Origin of the sequence: Rhodococcus sp. OK611, assembly GCF_003050885.1 — a bacterium.
In the GTDB taxonomy this organism is placed as follows: Bacteria; Actinomycetota; Actinomycetes; order Mycobacteriales; family Mycobacteriaceae; genus Rhodococcus_G; species Rhodococcus_G oryzae.
The window spans coordinates 279,653-298,795 of sequence record NZ_QAOZ01000006.1; the positions used below are offsets into that span (position 1 = coordinate 279,653).

Annotated in this window: 10 protein-coding genes and 1 pseudogene; all 11 read left to right on the plus strand. The window is 70.8% G+C overall.

What is annotated here, in order from left to right; all coding sequences use genetic code 11:
• The first annotated feature begins 36 nt into the window (after window positions 1-36).
• Window positions 37-10,635, plus strand: a complete 10,599-nt coding sequence (locus C8K38_RS09920) for a type I polyketide synthase (protein ID WP_097211314.1) — start codon at window positions 37-39, stop codon at window positions 10,633-10,635.
• Window positions 10,636-10,700: 65 nt separating this feature from the next.
• Window positions 10,701-11,201 (plus strand): DNA-deoxyinosine glycosylase, encoded by a 501-nt coding sequence (locus C8K38_RS09925; protein WP_097211315.1) that lies wholly within the window; start codon window positions 10,701-10,703, stop codon window positions 11,199-11,201.
• Window positions 11,202-11,273: 72 nt separating this feature from the next.
• Window positions 11,274-11,651, plus strand: a complete 378-nt coding sequence (locus C8K38_RS09930) for a TIGR02611 family protein (RefSeq protein ID WP_097211353.1) — start codon at window positions 11,274-11,276, stop codon at window positions 11,649-11,651.
• A gap of 8 nt (window positions 11,652-11,659) precedes the next feature.
• Window positions 11,660-12,442, plus strand: a complete 783-nt coding sequence (locus C8K38_RS09935; RefSeq protein ID WP_108168812.1) for a (2Fe-2S)-binding protein — start codon at window positions 11,660-11,662, stop codon at window positions 12,440-12,442.
• Between the two features lie 89 nt (window positions 12,443-12,531).
• Window positions 12,532-14,583 (plus strand): threonine--tRNA ligase, encoded by a 2,052-nt coding sequence (gene thrS, locus C8K38_RS09940; RefSeq protein ID WP_097211355.1) that lies wholly within the window; start codon window positions 12,532-12,534, stop codon window positions 14,581-14,583.
• Window positions 14,580-15,119 carry an HIT family protein gene (locus C8K38_RS09945; RefSeq protein WP_027499599.1) on the plus strand — a complete coding sequence of 180 codons (540 nt, stop codon included), beginning with the start codon at window positions 14,580-14,582 and terminating at the stop codon, window positions 15,117-15,119. The genes thrS and C8K38_RS09945 overlap by 4 nt, the downstream gene beginning before the upstream one ends.
• 85 nt (window positions 15,120-15,204) lie before the next feature.
• Complete coding sequence (gene pgsA, locus C8K38_RS09950) at window positions 15,205-15,885, plus strand: phosphatidylinositol phosphate synthase (RefSeq protein ID WP_097211316.1); 681 nt, start codon at window positions 15,205-15,207, stop codon at window positions 15,883-15,885.
• The gene (locus C8K38_RS09955; RefSeq protein ID WP_097211317.1) at window positions 15,882-16,784 is read left to right on the plus strand and encodes a phosphatidylinositol mannoside acyltransferase; all 903 of its coding nucleotides are present in this window, start codon (window positions 15,882-15,884) and stop codon (window positions 16,782-16,784) included. The genes pgsA and C8K38_RS09955 overlap by 4 nt, the downstream gene beginning before the upstream one ends.
• Window positions 16,781-17,911, plus strand: coding sequence for a glycosyltransferase family 4 protein (locus C8K38_RS09960; protein ID WP_097211318.1), 1,131 nt, complete (start codon window positions 16,781-16,783; stop codon window positions 17,909-17,911). The genes C8K38_RS09955 and C8K38_RS09960 overlap by 4 nt, the downstream gene beginning before the upstream one ends.
• Window positions 17,908-18,945, plus strand: coding sequence for an NUDIX hydrolase (locus C8K38_RS09965; RefSeq protein WP_097211319.1), 1,038 nt, complete (start codon window positions 17,908-17,910; stop codon window positions 18,943-18,945). The genes C8K38_RS09960 and C8K38_RS09965 overlap by 4 nt, the downstream gene beginning before the upstream one ends.
• A gap of 66 nt (window positions 18,946-19,011) precedes the next feature.
• Window positions 19,012-19,143, plus strand: a pseudogene (locus C8K38_RS09970) (pyridoxal 5'-phosphate synthase lyase subunit PdxS); the annotation flags it as partial.

Consider the following 19,143-nt stretch of genomic DNA (forward strand, 5'->3'; position numbering starts at 1 on the left):
GCTGATACGGGGGGCTCAGATTGGAGCTGATCTCGGATGGCCGATCAGGCGAAGCTCCTCGACTATCTGAAGCGGGTGACCGCAGATCTCTATCAGACGCGGGAGAAGCTTCGTGAGGCCGAGGGAGTCAGCCGCGAACCGATCGCTGTGATCGGGATGGGCTGCCGGTACCCGGGCGGGGTCCGGTCGCCGGAGGATCTGTGGCGCCTGGTCGAGTCGGGTACGGACACCGTCACCGGGTTCCCCGAGGACCGCGGCTGGGGGATCGCGGACCTCTACGATCCGAAGGCCGAGCAGTCCGGCAAGACCTACACGGTGCAGGGCAGCTTCCTGGAGGACCCGGCCGGGTTCGATCCGGAGGTCTTCGGGATCTCGCCCCGCGAGGCGCTGGCCATGGACCCGCAGCAGCGTCTTCTCCTCGAAACGAGCTGGGAGACCTTCGAAAACGCAGGCATCGATCCGCGGTCGGTGCACGGTGCCCAGGTCGGTGTCTTCACCGGGCTGTCCGGTATCGACTACGCGGCGCGGGCAGGCGGGGCGCCGCCGGAGGACCTCGAGGGCTACTTCATCACCGGGAACGCCATGAGCGTCGCCTCCGGACGCGTGGCGTACAGCCTCGGCCTGTGTGGACCCGCGATCACCGTCGACACCGCGTGCTCCTCGTCCCTGGTGTCCATCCACCTCGCGATGCAGGCGCTGCGCAGCGGTGAGTGCGAACTGGCGCTCGCGGGCGGGGCGACGGTCATGGCGACACCAGCGGTGTTCGTGGAGTTCAGTCGCCAGCGCGGACTGGCAAGGGACGGGCGGTGCAAGGCCTTCTCTGCCGCCGCGGACGGTACGGCCTGGGGTGAGGGCTCGGGAATCGTCGCGCTGGAACGACTGTCCGACGCGGAGCGCAACGGTCGCCGGATACTGGCCGTCGTCCGTGGCAGTGCGGTGAACCAGGACGGTGCCAGCAACGGCCTGACAGCTCCGAACAAGCAGGCACAGGAGCGGGTGATCCGGCAGGCCCTGGACAGTGCCGGGTTCGGCCCGGCCGATGTCGACGCGGTCGAGGCGCACGGCACCGGAACCACGCTGGGCGATCCGATCGAGGCGTCCGCCCTGCTGGCCGCCTACGGCCGCGATCGGCCCGCCGACCGGCCGCTGTGGCTCGGCTCGGTGAAGTCGAATCTCGGGCACACCCAGGCGGCCGCTGGTGTGGCCGGGGTGATCAAGATGATCATGGCGATGCGTCACGGTGTCCTGCCGAAGACGCTGCACGTCGACCGGCCGACCCCGCACGTCGACTGGTCCGCCGGTTCGGTGTCCCTGCTCACCGAGAACCGCGACTGGCCGGAGGCCGATCGGCCCCGACGCGCGGCAGTGTCCTCGTTCGGCATCAGCGGCACCAACGCGCACGTCGTGCTGGAGCAGCCACCGTCCGTCTCGCCGTCACCCGACGAATCGGCCGTTCCCGAAGGCGAGGTCGTGGCCTGGTTCGTATCGGGCCACACCGAACCCGCGCTGCGCGCCCAGGCCGAGCGGTTGCGCGAGTACGTCGTCGGCCATCCCGAACTGACGCCGGCCGAGGTGGCCGGGGCGTTGCTGGGTTCGCGCGCCGCCTTCGACCACCGCGCCGCCGTGATCGGCGCGGAGCCCTCGGGCCTGCTGGCCGGGCTCGACGCGCTCGGCCGGGGCGCGCCCAGCCCCGATGTGGTCACCGGCCTGGCCATGGAAGCAGGGGACCGGCCGGTGTTCGTCTTCCCGGGTCAGGGTGCGCAGTGGGTGGGCATGGCCGAGGAACTGCTCGAGTCGTCGCCGGTATTCGCCGACAGCGTGCGCGAATGCGCCGACGCGCTCGCGCCGTACACGAAGTTCTCCCTGCTCGACGTGCTCCGCGACCGCGATCCGTCCTCGCTGGACCGGGTCGATGTCGTGCAACCCGCGCTGTTCGCGGTGATGGTCGCCCTCACCCAACTGTGGCGCGCACACGGCGTCGAACCGGCGGCCGTGGTCGGACATTCGCAGGGCGAGATCGCCGCAGCCTGCGTCGCGGGTGCGCTGAGCCTGTCCGACGCGGCGCTGGTGGTCGCCGCGCGGAGCAGTGTGATCGCCGCGTCGGCGCGACGCGGCGGCGGGATGGCCTCGGTGGCACTGCCCGCCGACGCGGTGCGGGCGAAGATCGAACCGTGGGCGGGCGCCGTCGAGGTGGCGGCGATGAACGGTCCCTCCGCGACGGTGGTGTCCGGGCCCGTCGAAGCCCTCGACATCCTGGTGGGGCAGTTGCAGGGCGAGGGCGTCCAGGCCAGGCGGATCGCGGTGGAGTACGCCTCGCACTGCGCGGATGTGTCGGTGTTGCGGGATCCGATCCTCGACGCACTTGCGTCGATCACGCCCCGCCGGTCGCGGATCCCGTTCTATTCGACGGTGACCGGTGGCGCGCTGGACGGCTCCGCACTCGACGCGGACTACTGGTACCGGAATCTCCGGCGCCCCGTCCGATTCGAGCAGGCGACCAGAGCGCTGGCCGCGGATGGTTATCGATTGTTCATCGAGTCGTGCAGCCATCCCATCCTCACCGTGCCGTTGCAGGAGACCCTCGACGCGGCGGGTGTCGCGGGGCGAACCATCGGCACCCTGCGGCGCGACCGCGCCGGCCTGCGCCAGTTCACCGCCGCACTCGCCGAGGCGCAGGTGTCCGGGGTGCACATCGACTGGGACCGAGTCGACTGGGCCCGGCGTGACGATCGGCAGCGGTGGGTGGACCTGCCCACGTATGCCTTCCAGCACCGTCGCTATTGGCTGGACAGTCCCGCGCCGCACGGTGATGTCGCGTCGACGGGCATGGACACCGGCGGACACCCGATGCTCGCCGCGTCGGTCGAGCTCGGAGACGACCGGGGCGTGGTGTTCACGGGCTTGCTCTCCCCGCAACGCCTTCCGTGGCTGCGCGATCATGCGGTGAACGGAACGGTCATTCTGCCCGGCACCGCATTCGTGGAGCTGGCCCTCCACGCGGGGAACCGCGTCGCGCGCGGCGGGCTCGAGGACCTCGCGATCGAAGCGCCCCTGCTGATCCAGGACGAGGGTGAGGTGGCGGTGCAGGTGAGCGTCCTCGCCGATGGCGACGGCGGCCGCTCCACGGTGGCGGTGCACTCCCGGCCCGCGGATGCGTCGGGGGAGACCCCGTGGACCAGGCACGCCACCGGCACGCTCACCGCGGCCGTCGGCTCCGCGGACTCCGACGAACAGCAGTGGCCGCCTGCCGATGTCACGCCGATCGATGTCGGGGGGCTATACGGAGTGCTCGACGAGGCCGGCTACGGGTACGGCCCGAGCTTCCGTGGCCTGCGGGCGGCGTGGCGCCGCGGCGACGAGCTGTACGGCGAGGTGAGTCTGGGCGGCGAGGACCCGGCCGAGGCGGTCGTGGGATACGGGATCCACCCGGCCGTGCTCGACGCGGCGCTGCACGTGATCGCGCTCGGGAGCGCGGCGTCCGGCGCGAGCGGTGTCCGGCTGCCCTTCGCCTGGGGCGCAGTGCAGTTGCACGCCGTCGGCGCCACAGCTCTGCGTGTGCACGTCACGTCGATCGGTCCCGAGCGGTACCGGGTATCGGCGTTCGACGTGGCCGGCAAGCCCGTGTTGACCGTGGATTCGCTGGCGCTGCGGCCGCTCGGGGACACCCAACTCCCCGCCGCCGGTGCAGGCGAGAACCTCTACCGCGTGGAGTGGATGCCGGTGGGTGCGGCCGCGGCGGCCGGGGCGGAGCTGGTGCCGCTCGCGGAGGCACTGGCGGGCGGCGACCAGTCCGGTCGCGTGCTGTGGCTGGACTGCGAGCCGGGCGGGGAGTCCGACGTGCCGGCCCGGGCGCACGCCGCCGCGGAGGCAGCTTTGGCCGCGGTCCAGTCCTGGCTCCGCGAGGACCGGCTGGCGCAGACCCGCCTGCTCGTCACCACCCGGCTCGGGGTTGGCGTGCGCGACGGCGAACCGATCGACGACGTGTCGGCCGCACCCGCCTGGGGGCTGATCGGCGCGGTGCAGCACGAGTTCCCGGACCGCATCTGCCTGGTGGACCTGGATGCGGCGGCGGGTGAACCCGCCGATACCGCGCTGCTGGCAATGGCATTGGCCTGCAACGAACCCCAGCTGGCGATCCGGGACGGCGTGCTGCTGGCGCCCATGCTCGCCGCGGAGACGCCCGTCAGTACACGCGCCGCACACGCTGCGGAGCCGGCCCCCTTCGGTCCGGAGGGCACGGTCCTCATCACGGGTGGCACCGGGACCATCGGCAGGCTGATCGCCCGCCACCTCGTCGCGCGGTACGGGGTGCGCAGGCTGGTGTTGACCGGCAGGCACGCGCAGGGCGCCGACAGCGCGGCCGAACTGCGAGCCGATGTCGCCGAGTCGGGGACCGAGATCCGCCTGGTCGCCTGCGACGTGGCCGACCGCGCCGCGATCGCCGCCCTGCTCGCAGACATCCCCGACCTGTCCGGTGTGATCCACGCGGCCGGGGTGCTCGAGGATGCCACCGCGGCCACCGTGACCCGAGACCAGTTGCACGAGGTCATGCGTCCCAAGGTGGACGGTGCCTGGCACCTGCACGAGCTCACCCGCGACCACGACCTGTCGGCCTTCGTACTGTTCTCCTCGGCGGCGGGTGTGCTCGGCGGCGCGGGCCAGGCGAACTATGCGGCCGCGAACGTCTTCCTCGACGCACTGGCGCAACACCGTCGCGCCCGCGGGCTGCAGGCGATCTCCATGGCCTGGGGGCTGTGGGACCGGCCGAGCGGGATGACCTCCCACCTGAACGCGGCAGACCTGGACCGGTTGCAGCGCTCCGGCATCGACACCATCAGCCCGGAGTCGGGGTTGGCCCTGTTCGATGCGGCCCTGGCCGTGAACCGGCCGCTGATCGTGCCGATCCGTCTCTCGACGCGAACCTCCCGTTCCGATGCCGAGTCCCTGCCGCCGATCCTGCGTCGCGTCCTCGGGATCCGTCGCCGGGTCGCCGCCGCCGAATCACCCACCGGCCTGGCCGACGAGCTGCGGGCACTCGACCCCGGCGAGCGACACAGCCGGGTCCTCGACCTCGTCACCACCCACGTGGCAGCGGTACTCGGCCACGACAGCAAGGAGGCGATCGACCCGGAACGGGCCTTCAAGCAGCTCGGCTTCGACTCGCTGACCGCCGTGCAACTGCGCAACCAGCTCGCGACCGCCACCGGCGTCGGACTCGCCGCGACGGTGGTGTTCGACCATCCCACCGCCGATGCGCTCGCGCAGGAGCTCGTGGCCCGCCTGCTCGGGTCGGATGCGGCACCGCAGCCGACCCGGCCTGCGCGCACTCGCAGGGGCGAGGACCCGATCGCGATCGTCGGGATGGCCTGCAGGTATCCGGGCCGGGTGTACAGCCCTGACGACCTCTGGCAACTCGTGCGAGAGGGCCACGACACGGTGGGCGCGTACCCCGACAACCGCGGCTGGAACCTCGCCGAGGTCTACCACCCCGACCCGGAGCGCGCAGGCACCACCTACATGAGCCAGGGCGGATTCCTCTACGACGCAGACGAGTTCGACGCCGCGTTCTTCGGCATCAGCCCCCGCGAGGCGATCGCGATGGACCCCCAGCACCGGCTGCTCCTGGAGAGCGCCTGGGAAGCGTTGGAACGGGCGGGGATCCAGCCGAACGGACCGGGACTCACCGACACCGGCGTGTACGTGGGGCTGATGGGCGGCGACTACGGCTTCCACCTGATGAGCAGGCGCAACGTCGATGCCGAGGGCTATCTGATGACCGGAACCAGCAACAGCGTTGCCTCCGGCCGGATCTCGTACTCTCTCGGCTTCACCGGGCCCGCCGTCACGGTGGACACCGCCTGCTCGTCCTCGCTGGTGGCCATGCACCTCGCGGCGCGGGCACTGCGCGACGGTGAATGCGCGCTCGCGTTGGCAGGCGGGGCGACGGTGATGTCCACACCCGGGGTGCTGATCGAGTTCAGCCGCCAGCGCGGCCTCGCCTCCGACGGCAGGTGCAAGCCCTTCTCCGACCGGGCTGACGGCACCGGGCTCAGCGAGGGCGCGGGCATGGTGGTGCTGGAACGGCTGAGCGACGCCGAACGCAACGGCCACCGGGTGCTGGCGATCATCCGCGGATCGGCGATCAACCAGGACGGGGCGTCCAACGGGATCACCGCACCGAACGGGCCGTCCCAGGAGCGGGTGATCCGCCAGGCGCTGGCCGATGCCGCGCTCGCACCCACCGACATCGACGCCGTCGAGGCCCACGGCACCGGCACGACGCTCGGCGACCCGATCGAGGCGCAGGCGCTGCTGGCCGCCTACGGGCAGGACCGCGAGGGCAGGCCACTCTGGCTCGGCTCGGTGAAGTCGAACATCGGCCATGCCCAGGCCGCGGCGGGAGTCGCGGGCGTGATCAAGATGGTGATGGCGATGCGGCACGGGGTGCTGCCGCCGAGCCTGCACGGCGACGCCCCGACCCGGCACGTCGACTGGACCGCGGGAGAGGTCTCGCTGCTCGCCGACGCTGTTTCATGGCCGGAGACCGGGCGGCCCCGTCGCGCGGCGGTCTCGTCGTTCGGCATCAGCGGCACCAACGCGCACCTGATCCTCGAACAGCCACCCGACCTCCCGACGCCCGATCCCTCGCCGCGGTCGGCCACGCCGCTGGCCTGGGTGATCTCCGGAAAGACCGGCGACGCGCTGCGGGCGCAGGCAGCGCGGTTGGCGGAGTTCCTCGACAACGCGGAAGATCTCCCCGATCCTGCCGACCTCGCCTACTCCCTGGCCACCACCCGATCCGGCTTCGCCCACCGCGCCGCGGTGATCGGCGAGACGTTCGCCGACCTGCGCGACGGCCTGGCCCGCATCGTGGAGGGACGACCGGGCGGCAACGTCATCGACGGGACCAGCGTCCGCGGCAAGACGGCCTTCATGTTCACCGGACAGGGCGCGCAACGGATCGGGATGGGCCGTGGCCTCTACGAGGCCTACCCGGTGTTCGCGGAGGCACTGGACGAGGTCTGTGCCGCACTCGACGAGCATGTGGAAGTCCCGGTGCGGGAGGTGATCTGGGACGACGCCGAGGGCGGCGCCGCCAAGCTCGACAGCACCGAGTACACCCAGCCGGCCCTGTTCGCCGTCGAGGTCGCGCTCTATCGGCTGCTGCGGGACTGGGGAATCACCCCGGACTACCTGATCGGCCATTCGATCGGAGAGATCACGGCGGCGTACGTCGCGGGAGTGTTCAGCCTGCCCGACGCCGCCGCCCTGGTGGGCGAGCGCGGACGCTTGATGCAATCGACGAAGCCGGGCGCGATGATCGCCGTCCGTGCCCGGGCCGAGGACGTGCTCGCACGGATCGACGACCGGGTCGATCTGGCGGCCGTCAACGGTGCCGAATCGGTGGTGCTCGCGGGCGGTGAACGCGATCTGGACACCATCGCATCCGAATTGTCCGCCGCAGGCCTGAAGACAACGAGCCTGCGGGTCGAGCGGGCCTTCCATTCCACCCTGATGGATCCCATCCTCGACGAGTTCGCTTCCGTGGTGTCGAGGCTGACGCCGCAGCCGCCGACCGTGCCGGTCATCTCCAACGTCACCGGTCGCGTCGCCACCGCCGAGGAACTCGTGTCACCGGACTACTGGACGCAGCACATCCGGCAATCGGTGCGCTTCCACGACGGCATTCGCGCCCTCGACGAGCTCGGGGTCACCCGCCTCGTCGAAGTCGGCCCTGGCGCGACCCTGACCGCGCTCGCCGCGGAGGTGGTCCCCAACGCGATCGCCACGCTGCCCGGACGCGGAGACGAGGCGAACGGGGTCATCGCGGCGGTCGCGGCGGCCTACGTGCAGGGCATCCCGGTCGACTGGGATCGGGTACTGCCCGGGCGTCGCCGGGTCGACCTGCCCACCTACGCATTCCAGCGTCGTTCCTTCTGGCCCTCGACGTCGATGCGGAGCACCGGCGATCCGACGGAGCTGGGGCTCGGCTCCGCGGATCATCCGCTGCTCGGCGCGGCGGTGAGCCTCGATGACGGCGCGCTGATGTTCACCGGACAGCTCTCGCTGCCGCGCGATTCGTGGCTCGTGCCGCCGCCGGTCGATGACGGTGAGGCGCCGTCGCCGGACGCACCGCAGCCGGTCTCGAGCGCGGTGCTGGTCGAACTCACGCTGCATGCGGCCCACCACATCGGTCTCGACCACATCGACGAGCTGACGCTGCACCAGCCGCTGACCCTCCCGTCGCCGGGGCAGGCATCGATCAGGGTGCTCGTGTCCCCGATCGACGCAACCGGTGGTCGCACCGTCACCATCTCGTCGAACGCGGCCGAGGCCGACAGCCCCGATGCCTGGGTCCGGAACGCCTCCGCGACGATCGACGACGTCGTGGGGCCCGCCGCCGCTGCCGCGCAACAGGTTCCGGGCGACGCCGAGGTCGAGGTGCGCCTGGAGGAAGGCACCGACGCGACCGGCTACGGCATTCATCCGGAGCTGTTGGAGGCCGCGCTCGAGCCGATCCTCGGGTGGGACGGCTGGCCGGTGACCTGGTCGGGAATCCGCCTGCACACCGTCGGAGCGGAAGCGGTGTCGGTGCGGTCCGAGGCGAGCGAGGACGGGCGATATCGCGTCGCCCTCGCCGACCCCCGAGGCGATCCCGTGCTGACCGTCGACGCACTGCGGGTGGTGCCGAGAGCTGTCGACGGGTCGGGTGCGGGTGGCAGGGCGACCCCGCCGCTGCACCGGCTGACCTGGATTCCGGTCGAGGGCCCCTCGTCGGAGCCGGCACCGGGACCGGTGGTGGTCCTCGGCTCCGGGTGGCCGGGCGAGCAGGGCGACGGTTCGGCTTTTCCCCACCATCGCGACCTGGCGGCGTTGCGAACCGCGATGGAGTCCGTTCCCGACGACGGCGACAGGGTCGCCTGGACGGTGCTGGTCGGATGCGGAACCGGGGGCGAGCACGGTCCGGACGCGACCCACGAACTGTGCGCCCGGGTGCTGGACCTGCTGCAGGAGTGGCTGGACGATGACCTCGTCGCCGACAGCAGGCTGGTGATCGTGACCCGCAATGCGATGGTCACCGACGACGGGCAGGACCCGGACGCGGGCGCCGACCTCGCGGCCGCGGCGGTGTGGGGCCTCGTGGGGTCCGCACAGAACGAGAATCCGGACCGGTTCGTCCTGGTCGACCTCGACGACGCGTCGGATGCCGAAACCGCGATCATGTCGGCAGCGGCGAGCGGGGAACCCCAATCGGCGGCCAGGAACGGCGCCCTGCTGGCGCCCCGGTTGCGGCGCGCGCCGGCCGTCGAGACATCGACGCCGTTCGACCCGGACGGCACCGTTCTCGTCACCGGCGGCACCGGCACCCTGGGGTCGCTGGTGGCCCGGCACCTGGTCGCCGCCCACGGGGCGCGGAATCTGGTGCTGACCAGCAGGCGCGGACCCGACGCCGAGGGTTGCGACCGGCTGCGTCGCGAACTGGCCGATCTGGGCACCGAGGTGAGCATCCTCGCCTGCGACACCTCCGATGAGTCGGCCCTCGCGGCGCTGCTGGCGGGGATACCGCAGGAGCACCCGCTGACCGCGGTGATCCACGTGGCAGGCGTGATCGACGACGCAACCCTTGGCTCATTGACCCCCGAGCGGCTCGACGCGGTGCTGCGGCCGAAGGTCGACGCGGCCTGGCATCTGCACCGGTTGACCGCGACATCCGGGGTGCGGGCCTTCGTGCTGTTCTCCTCGCTGGCCGGTGTCCTCGGCGCGCCGGGACAGGCGAACTACGCGGCGGCGAACATGTACCTCGATGCCCTGGCCCGGCACCGCCACGCCCTCGGTCTTCCCGCGGTGTCGATCGCGTGGGGCATGTGGGCACCGCCGAGCACCATGACCGACAACCTCGGGGCGATCGATCTGGCCCGGGCCCGCCGCAGTGGCATGGTTCCGATGACCGCTGAAGACGGCCTGGCCCTCTTCGACGACGCGCTGGCCGCCGGTGTTCCGGCCGTGGCCGCCGCCCGGTTCGACCTCTCCTGGTCGGCAGGGGCCTACGTGCCTGCCCCGCTGCGCGGCCTCATCCGGGAACCGCGCAGGCGTGCCGCGGGGTCGGGCTCGGCCGGATCGAGCGGATCCGCGCCGTCCGATTGGGCGCTGCGACTGGCCGACCTGTCGATTCCCGAACAGCGGCACCTGATGCTCGAACTGGTACGGGCCGGAGCCGCCACGGTGCTCGGCCACGACGCCGCGGACTCGGTCGACGCCGACCAGGCGTTCAAGGAACTCGGCTTCGACTCGCTCGCCGCCGTGGCGCTCCGCAACCACCTCGGTGCGGCAACGGGGCTGCGGTTGCCGCCAACCATGGTGTTCGACCACCCGAGTTCCAGGGCCGTCGCCGAGTTCCTGCGCGCGGAACTCGTTCCGGATCCGGTGTCGGTGGCCTTCGCCGACGTCGACCGGCTTCGCGCGACCATCGCCGAGCTCGGGGACGACGGCGAGGCCCGGGCGGCGCTCGCGAAGCGCCTGGCCACCCTGTTGGCCGAGGTCGGCGCGGGCGAGGGTGCGCACGCCGACGCGGTCGACAAGATCCACGCGGCGACCAGCGAGGAGATCCTCGACCTGATCGATCGCGGCCTGTGACTCTGCGCCGGTGAAGGACACCGGCCCCTTTTTCTCGTGCCCATGTTGGGGTGTAATGGACGCTCATGACCGTCGTCCACAGCTTTCCCGCCGTACTCGACGACCGCGCCGACACCCTGATCCTCGGGTCGATGCCGGGTATCCCGTCGCTGGCCGCGGGCATGTACTACGCGAATCCGCGCAACAGCTTCTGGCCGATCATGGGCGAGCTCTTCGACGCGGGCCCCCGGCAGACGTACGTGCAGCGGCTGCGGCGGCTCCAGGACGAGGGCATCGCGCTGTGGGACGTGCTGAAGCTGTGCAGGCGGGAGGGCAGCCTCGACTCGAGCATCGACCCCGATTCCGAGGTGGCCAACGACTTCGCTGCCCTGTTCGAGCGTCACCCCCGGATCGGCCGGGTCTTCTTCAACGGGGCCAAGGCGGAGCATGCGTACCGGCGCGCCGTCGTCGCGCGCGGCCTGCACCCGGAGTCGGTCGCCATGGCACGGCTGCCGTCGACGAGTCCGGCGAACGCGGGCACCCCGGTGGCGGACAAGCTCGAGGCGTGGCGGGCGGTCGCCAGGTAGCTCGACGGACCAGCGCGCCGCGGCCCGCCCGTCGGTACTGTTGGCCGCGTGGTGACGACTGAGAACCGGTGGATGCGCCTGCGGCGGGATATCGCGGGAAACACCGCACTGAACCTGGCCTACCGGATCTGCGTCGGCGTCGTCGGCACCGTGGTTCTCGTCGTCGGCATCATCACCATTCCGTACCCCGGTCCTGGTTGGTTGATCGTGTTCGCCGGGCTCGGCATCCTCGCCTCGGAGTTCGCGTGGGCGCACCGCCTGCTCCGGTTCGCGCGGGAGCGCTACGACCGGTTCATGGCGTGGTTCGTCCGCCAGTCGATCGTGGTGAAGGCGCTCTCCGCGTTGCTGACGTGCGCCATCGTGATCGGAACCCTGTGGGTGCTGGGAACTCTCGGGCTGATCGCGGGGTGGGTTGGCATCGAGCACCCGCTCCTGGAGAGCCCGCTCTAGCCGTGGTGATGGATCCCGAACTCGGCCAGGCCTACGAGCGAGCGGTCGCGGCGATCCCGTCGTTGAGGGACGCGACCGTACCCGCGCCGGGCGCGGTGGAACACGCAGGCAACGTCCTGGTGGACCGCGATTGGCTGGCCGCCCGGATCGATGACACCGCGCGGCGCTGGGCCTGCGAGGACGTCCGCGTCTCTGCGACGCTGTGGTGGTACTCGGCGAGCTCGACGCTGCTGTCGGTGCCCGCCTCGATGCTGCTGGCGACGGGCCTCGCGCCCGACCCGGCCCTGGACGGGCTGACCTGTACGTTGCGGCCGGACGGGTACCTGGGGACCATTCGTTCCGAGGCAGGCATCCGCGACGACGAGGTACTGGCCGAGCGGCTGGTCGCCGCGCTCGCCCCGATCATCGCGGCGCTGAGCGAACTCAGTGGTGCGGGCGTGCGCTCGCTGTGGGCGATCGCGACGGACTCGTTGGGCAACCGTGCGCTGGACGCGGGTACCGCGCTTGGCAGCCCGGTGCTCGGCAGCGCGCTGGCGGTGCGGTTGGCCGACCTGATCGGCACCGAGATGCCGCGCCCCCGGTTCGTCGACGTCGGCCGCGGGGGAGTGGCCGGAGCGGACCCCCTTGCCGTGCCTGTACCGGGCTCCAGGCGGGTGATCCGCAGGTCGTCCTGCTGCCTGATCTACGAGACGGAGCCCGATCCGGCCGCCGCCGAGGGCGTCAAGTGCACCAGCTGTCCCCGTCAGCAGCCGTCGGTGCGCGCGGCGCGGCTCGGCGCGCTGCTCGGGTGACAGGCCCGTCCGATCCGCGTGCCGATAGCATGAGGGCTCACCGAGCAGCCGTCTTCGAGTCGGCGCAGAACATCGAGGAGCACATCGCCGTGACCACGCCCGCATCCGCAGTCTCAGCCGCCCACGTCCGGGTGCCCGCGGGGACTACCGCCGGTACGGCGGTTCGGGAGGCGGGGCTCACCGGCAAGGGTGCGGACGCCATCGTCGTGGTCCGCGACGCGGAGGGCCAGCTCAAGGACCTGTCCTGGATTCCCGAGGAGGACGCACTGGTCGAGCCCGTCGCGGCCGACTCGGACGACGGCCGCACCGTGATCCGGCACTCCGCCGCCCACGTGCTCGCCCAGGCCGTGCAGTCGGAGTTCCCGAACGCCAAGCTCGGCATCGGCCCGCCGATCAAGGACGGCTTCTACTACGATTTCCGGGTCGACGAGCCGTTCACCCCCGAGGACCTGACCCGCCTCGAGAAGAAGATGAAGCAGATCATCAAGGGCTCGCAACGCTTTTCGCGGCGCGTGGTCGAGAACATCGAGGACGCCCGCGTCGAGTTGGCGAACGAGCCGTTCAAGCTCGAACTGATCGACGACAAGTCGGGCATCGACGACCCCGAGGTGATGGAGGTCGGCGGCAACGAGCTGACCATCTACGACAACCTCGACCCGCGGACCGGCGAGAAGGTGTGGGGCGACCTGTGCCGCGGCCCGCACATCCCCACCACCAAGCACATCCCCGCCTTCAAGCTGACCCGCAGCTCGGCCGCGTACTGGCGCGGCGACCAGAACCGCGAGGACCTCCAGCGCATCTACGGCACCGCGTGGGAGTCGTCGGAGGCGCTCGACAAGCACATGGAGCTGATCGCCGAGGCCGAGCGTCGCGACCATCGCAAGCTGGGTGCGGAGCTCGACCTGTTCAGCTTCCCCGACGAGCTCGGCTCGGGCCTGCCGGTGTTCCACCCCAGGGGCGGCATCATCCGCACCGAGATGGAGGACTACTCCCGCAAGCGCCACGTCGAGGAGGGGTACGAGTTCGTCAACACCCCGCACATCACGAAGGGCCACCTGTACGAGGTGTCGGGTCACCTCGATTGGTACCGCGACGGGATGTTCCCGGCGATGCACATCGACGAAGAGCTGAACGAGGACGGCACCGTGCGCAAGCCGGGCCAGGACTACTACCTCAAGCCGATGAACTGCCCGATGCACAACCTGATCTTCCGTTCCCGCGGGCGTTCCTACCGGGAGCTGCCGCTGCGTCTGTTCGAGTTCGGCTCCGTCTACCGCTACGAGAAGTCGGGCGTCGTGCACGGCCTGACCCGCGTGCGGGGCATGACGCAGGACGACGCGCACATCTACTGCACCCGTGAGCAGATGCGCGACGAGCTGGCGACCACGCTGGACTTCGTGCTCGGTCTGCTCAAGGACTACGGCCTCGACGACTTCTACCTCGAGCTGTCGACCAAGAACCCGGACAAGTTCGTCGGCGACGACGCGGTCTGGGAGGAGGCGACCAATACCCTCGCCGAGGTGGCCCAGGCGTCCGGGCTGACCCTGGTGCCGGACCCGGGCGGCGCCGCGTTCTACGGCCCGAAGATCTCGGTGCAGGTTCAGGATGCGCTCGGTCGCACCTGGCAGATGTCCACCATCCAGCTCGACTTCAACCTGCCGAACCTGTTCGACCTCGAGTACACCGGATCCGACGGCGCCAAGCACCAGCCGGTGATGATCCACCGTGCCCTGTTCGGGTCGATCGAGCGGTTCTTCGGCGTGCTCACCGAGCACTACGCGGGCGGGTTCCCGGCGTGGCTGGCGCCCGTGCAGGTCGTCGGCATCCCCGTCGCCGAGGCCTTCGAGGAGCACCTGTTCGACGTGGTGGCCAAGCTCAAGGCCGCCGGAGTCCGGGCCGAGGTGGACGTCAGTGACGACCGGATGCAGAAGAAGATCCGGAACCACACCACGCAGAAGGTGCCGTTCATGCTGCTCGCGGGCGAGCGGGACGTGGAGGCGGGCGCCGTCAGCTTCCGTTTCCGCGACGGCACCCAGATCAACGGCATCGCGGTGGCGGACGCCGTCGAGGCGATCACCGGATGGATCGCGCGGCGCGAGAACGCCTCGCCCACAGCCGAACTGCTCGGAGGCCTCGGATGAGCGACGAGGGCTCGGTCGTCGACACCGGCCCCGGTGATCCGGACCGGCTGCAGCGACTCTGGTCGCCGCACCGGATGTCTTATATCGCCGAGGCGCCGAAGGTCACGACCCCGGGCGAGGGACCGTTCACCGACATCCCGAAGATGAGCGACGAGGAAGGGTTGATCGTCGCCCGCGGCGAGCACGTCTACGCGGTGCTCAACCTGTACCCCTACAACCCCGGCCACATGATGGTGGTGCCCTACCGTCGCGTCGCCGCGCTCGAGGACCTCACCCCCGAGGAGTCGGCCGAGTTGATGGCGTTCACGCAGCAGGCGATCCGCGTGATCAAGCGGGTCTCGCGTCCGGACGGCTTCAATGTTGGGCTGAACTTGGGCGCCGCGGCCGGCGGTTCGCTGGCCGAGCACCTGCACCAGCACATCGTCCCGCGCTGGGGCGGCGACGCGAACTTCATCACCGTCGTCGGTGGGGCGAAGGTGATGCCCCAGCTCCTGCGCGAGACCAGGGCGCTGCTCTCGGCAGCCTGGAACGCGTGAGCCGTATCGCCTGCGTCATGGCAGGATCGTTGACGAGATCAACTCGAAATCGGGTCTCTTCCAGCACAGGAACGGGGGTCGACAGGTGCTGAGCGTTCTCGGGCGCGCCGCGGTGTCGAAGGTGATCGCGCCGGTGGGTAAGGCCTTGGTCGCGGTCGGGCTGTCCCCGGACGTCGTGACCGTGTTCGGCACGACGGCCAGCGTGGTGGCTGCTGTCACCCTGTTCCCTTCGGGGCACCTGTTCTGGGGCGCGATCGTGATCGCCGCGTTCGTCCTGTTCGACCTCGTGGACGGCGCCATGGCGCGCGAACGCGGCGGCGGAACCCGGTACGGGGCTGTGCTGGACGCGACCTGTGACCGGATCGCCGACGGCGCGATCTTCGCCGGCCTGGCCTGGTGGGCGGTGTACCACGAGAACAGCAGGTCGCTGCTGGTGGCGACCCTGATCTGTCTGGTCACCTCGCAGGTCATCTCGTACGCCAAGGCTCGCGCCGAGGCGAGCGGACTGTCCGCGGAGGGTGGCCTCATCGAACGGTCGGACCGCCTGGTGATCATCCTTCTCGGCTCCGGCCTGACCGGCCTCGCGGGACACTTCGGCATCGACTGGCTCGAATGGGCCGTCTACGTGGCGATGTGGCTGCTGGCGGTGGCGAGCATCGTCACCGTGTTCCAGCGGGTGCTGCAGGTGCGCAACGCCCCTGGCGCCCGGGATCCGCTGCCGATGAAGACCGGCACCGCGGAGAGCGGAGAGGCGCCGACGACGTGAGCTGGACCGAACGGGCAAGCGACCTCGGCTACGCCGCCGGCTGGCGGTTGGTCCGCGCGCTGCCGGAAGGCGCGGCGGAGTCGCTGTTCAACTGGGGCGCGGATCGGGCGGCCCGCCGCGGCGGCCCGGATCAACTGCGCCGCAACCTGGCACGTGTACTCGGGGTACCCGCCGCGGAGGTGCCGGACGAGCTGATCCGGGACTCGCTGCGCTCCTATGCGCGCTACTGGCGTGAGGCCTTCCGGCTCCCCGCGATGGATCAGCATGAGCTCGGCGGGCGTCTCGATTCCCTGGTGCACGGTCAGGAACACCTGAACAAGGCGATGGCCGACGGCAAGGGCGTGGTGCTGGCCCTGCCGCACAGTGGCAACTGGGACATGGCGGGCGTGTGGGCCGTGCAGCACTGGGGCACGGTGACAACCGTCGCCGAGCGGCTCAAGCCGGAGTCGCTGTACCTGCGGTTTCTCGAGTACCGGGAGAGTCTCGGCTTCGAGATCTTCCCGCTCAGCGGCGGCGAGCGCCCACCGTTCGAGCAGCTTGCCGAGCGGCTGCGCGAGAACCGGCTGGTGTGTCTGTTGGGGGAGCGCGACCTCGCCAAACACGGTGTGCCCGTGACGTTCTTCGGTGAGCCGACCCGGATGCCGGCAGGCCCGGCCAAGCTCGCGATCGAGACCGGCGCCGCGCTGCTGCCGGTGCACTGCTACTTCGAGGGCGACGGCTGGGGCTTCCAGGTCGATCCGCCGGTGGACACCTCCGGTGGGGTGGCCGCGGCCACCCAGGCCCTCGCCGACCGCTTCGCCGCCAACATCGCGGACCACCCGGCCGACTGGCACATGCTCCAGCCGCTGTGGCTCGCCGACCTGTCCGAGGGCCGGCTGGCGCGGATGGAATCGCCATGAGGATCGGGATGGTCTGTCCCTATTCGTTCGACGTGCCGGGCGGGGTGCAGGCCCACGTCGTCGAGTTGGCATCGGTGCTCATCGAGCGGGGACACAAGGTCAGCGTGCTGGCGCCCGCCTCGGAGGGCACCGAGCTCCCCGACTTCGTGGTCTCGGCCGGCCGGGCGGTCGCGATCCCGTACAACGGCTCGGTGGCCCGGTTGAGTTTCGGCCCCGTCTCCTATGCACGGGTCCGGCGGTGGATCGTCGACAACGATTTCGACGTGCTGCACATCCACGAGCCGAACGCGCCGAGCCTGTCGATGCTGGCGATGAAGATCGCCGAGGGCCCGATCGTCGCGACCTTCCACACCTCGACCACGAAGTCGTTGGTGCTGAGCACCTTCCAGGGCGTGCTCGCGCCGTACCTGGAGAAGATCAGCGGCCGCATCGCCGTCTCCGAACTGGCGAGGCGGTGGCAGATGGAGTCGCTCGGCTCGGATGCCGTCGAGATCCCCAATGGCGTCGACGTGCCCGCGTTCGCGAATGCGGACCCGCTGCCCGGGTACCCGCGCGCGGGCGGCACCGTGCTGTTCCTCGGTCGCTACGACGAGTCGCGCAAGGGCATGGCGGTGCTGCTCGAGGCGCTGCCGGAGCTCGTTGCCAAGCACCCCGACCTGGAGATCCTGGTCGTCGGCCGGGGGGACGAGGACAGGCTGCGCAAGGACGCAGGCAGGTTTGCCGGGCATCTGCGGCTGCTGGGTCAGGTCACCGACGCGGAGAAGGCCTCGGCGCTGCGCAGCGCGGACGTCTACTGCGCGCCGAACCTGGGCGGCGAGAGTTTCGGCATCGTGCTCGTGGAGGCGATGGCGGCGGGCACGGCGGTGGTGGCCAGCGAGCTGGACGCTTTCCGTCGGGTGCTACGCGACGGCACCGCCGGAATGCTGGTGCCGGTCGGCGATTCGGCCGCGCTGTCCACCGCGATCGATTCGGTGCTCAGTGACCCGGATCGCCGTCGCGCACTGGTCGGCACCGCCACCGAGGTGGTGGCCGAGTATGACTGGCCGGTGGTCGCGGAGCAGATCCTGCGCGTCTACGAGACGGTGACGGTCGGCGGCAGCGGCGTCGGCGTTGAGGTCCGCTCGTGACCTTCTCCGCGACCTCGATCCTCATCCTCGCGCTGATCGCCGCGGTTATCATCACGATCGGTGTGTGGGCGTACGGCACCGCCAACCGGCTCGACCGATTGCACGTGCGCTCCGACCTGTCCTGGCAGGCGCTCGACTCCTCGCTCGCGCGCCGGTCGGTGGTGGCCCGTGCAGTGGGCGCCGCGCTCGCGCCCGGTGGAGACGCCCGGGTGCCGGACGGAAAAGCCCTGGCGGCGTTGGCGATCAAGGCCGAGCGGGCCGATCGCGGACACCGGGAAACCGAGGAGAACGCGCTGTCCGTGGCGCTGGCATCGGTGCCTGCCGAGGCGCTGCCGCCCCAGCTGGTGGCGGAGCTGGCCGACGCCGAGGCCCGGGTGCTGATCGCCCGCCGCTTCCACAACGACGCGGTGCGCGACACCCTCGCGCTGCGGACCCGGCGACCGGTGCGCTGGCTGCACCTCGGCGGCACCGCCCCGCTGCCCACCTACTTCGAGATCGCCGAGCGCACCGCCCCGGTGGTGGGCGCCGGTATGAACGTGGACGAGACGCGGACGTCCTCCCGCGTGGTGCTGCTCGACGAGAAGGGCCGGGTGCTGCTGCTGCGCGGGCACGACCCGCAGGTGCCCGACGTCTACTTCTGGTTCACCATCGGCGGCGCCGTCGAGATGGGGGAGACCCTGCGGGCGGCCGCCGTCCGCGAGATCGCCGAGGAGACCGGGCTGTCGGTGGACGAGGCGGTGTTGCGCGGGCCGATGTGGCGCCGGGTCGCGGTGTTCCCCTACGACGGCGAGCTGATCCGCTCAGAGGAGCTGTTCTTCGCGTTGCAGACCACCGAGTTCACCCCCACGCGCAGCGGCTTCACCGACCTCGAACGGCGTGCGATCACCGGTCACCGCTGGTGCAGCCCGAGCGATATCCGGGAGATCGCCGCGACCGGCGAGGTGGTGTACCCGGAGGAGCTGCCGGACCTCCTGGAGGAGGCGAATGTCGTGGTCGCAAGGCTGGTCGAACCCGAGGTCCGATCGATTCGCTGACCGGCCGACCGGCAGAAACCCGCATCGTCCTAGAATTGAACGAGTTCCCCTGACAGGTCACTACCGATGGAGTATGCCGTGAGCACCCCTGATACCGCCCCGACCACCGGCACGGCCCGCGTCAAGCGCGGCATGGCCGAGATGCTCAAGGGCGGGGTCATCATGGACGTCGTCAACGCAGAGCAGGCGAAGATCGCC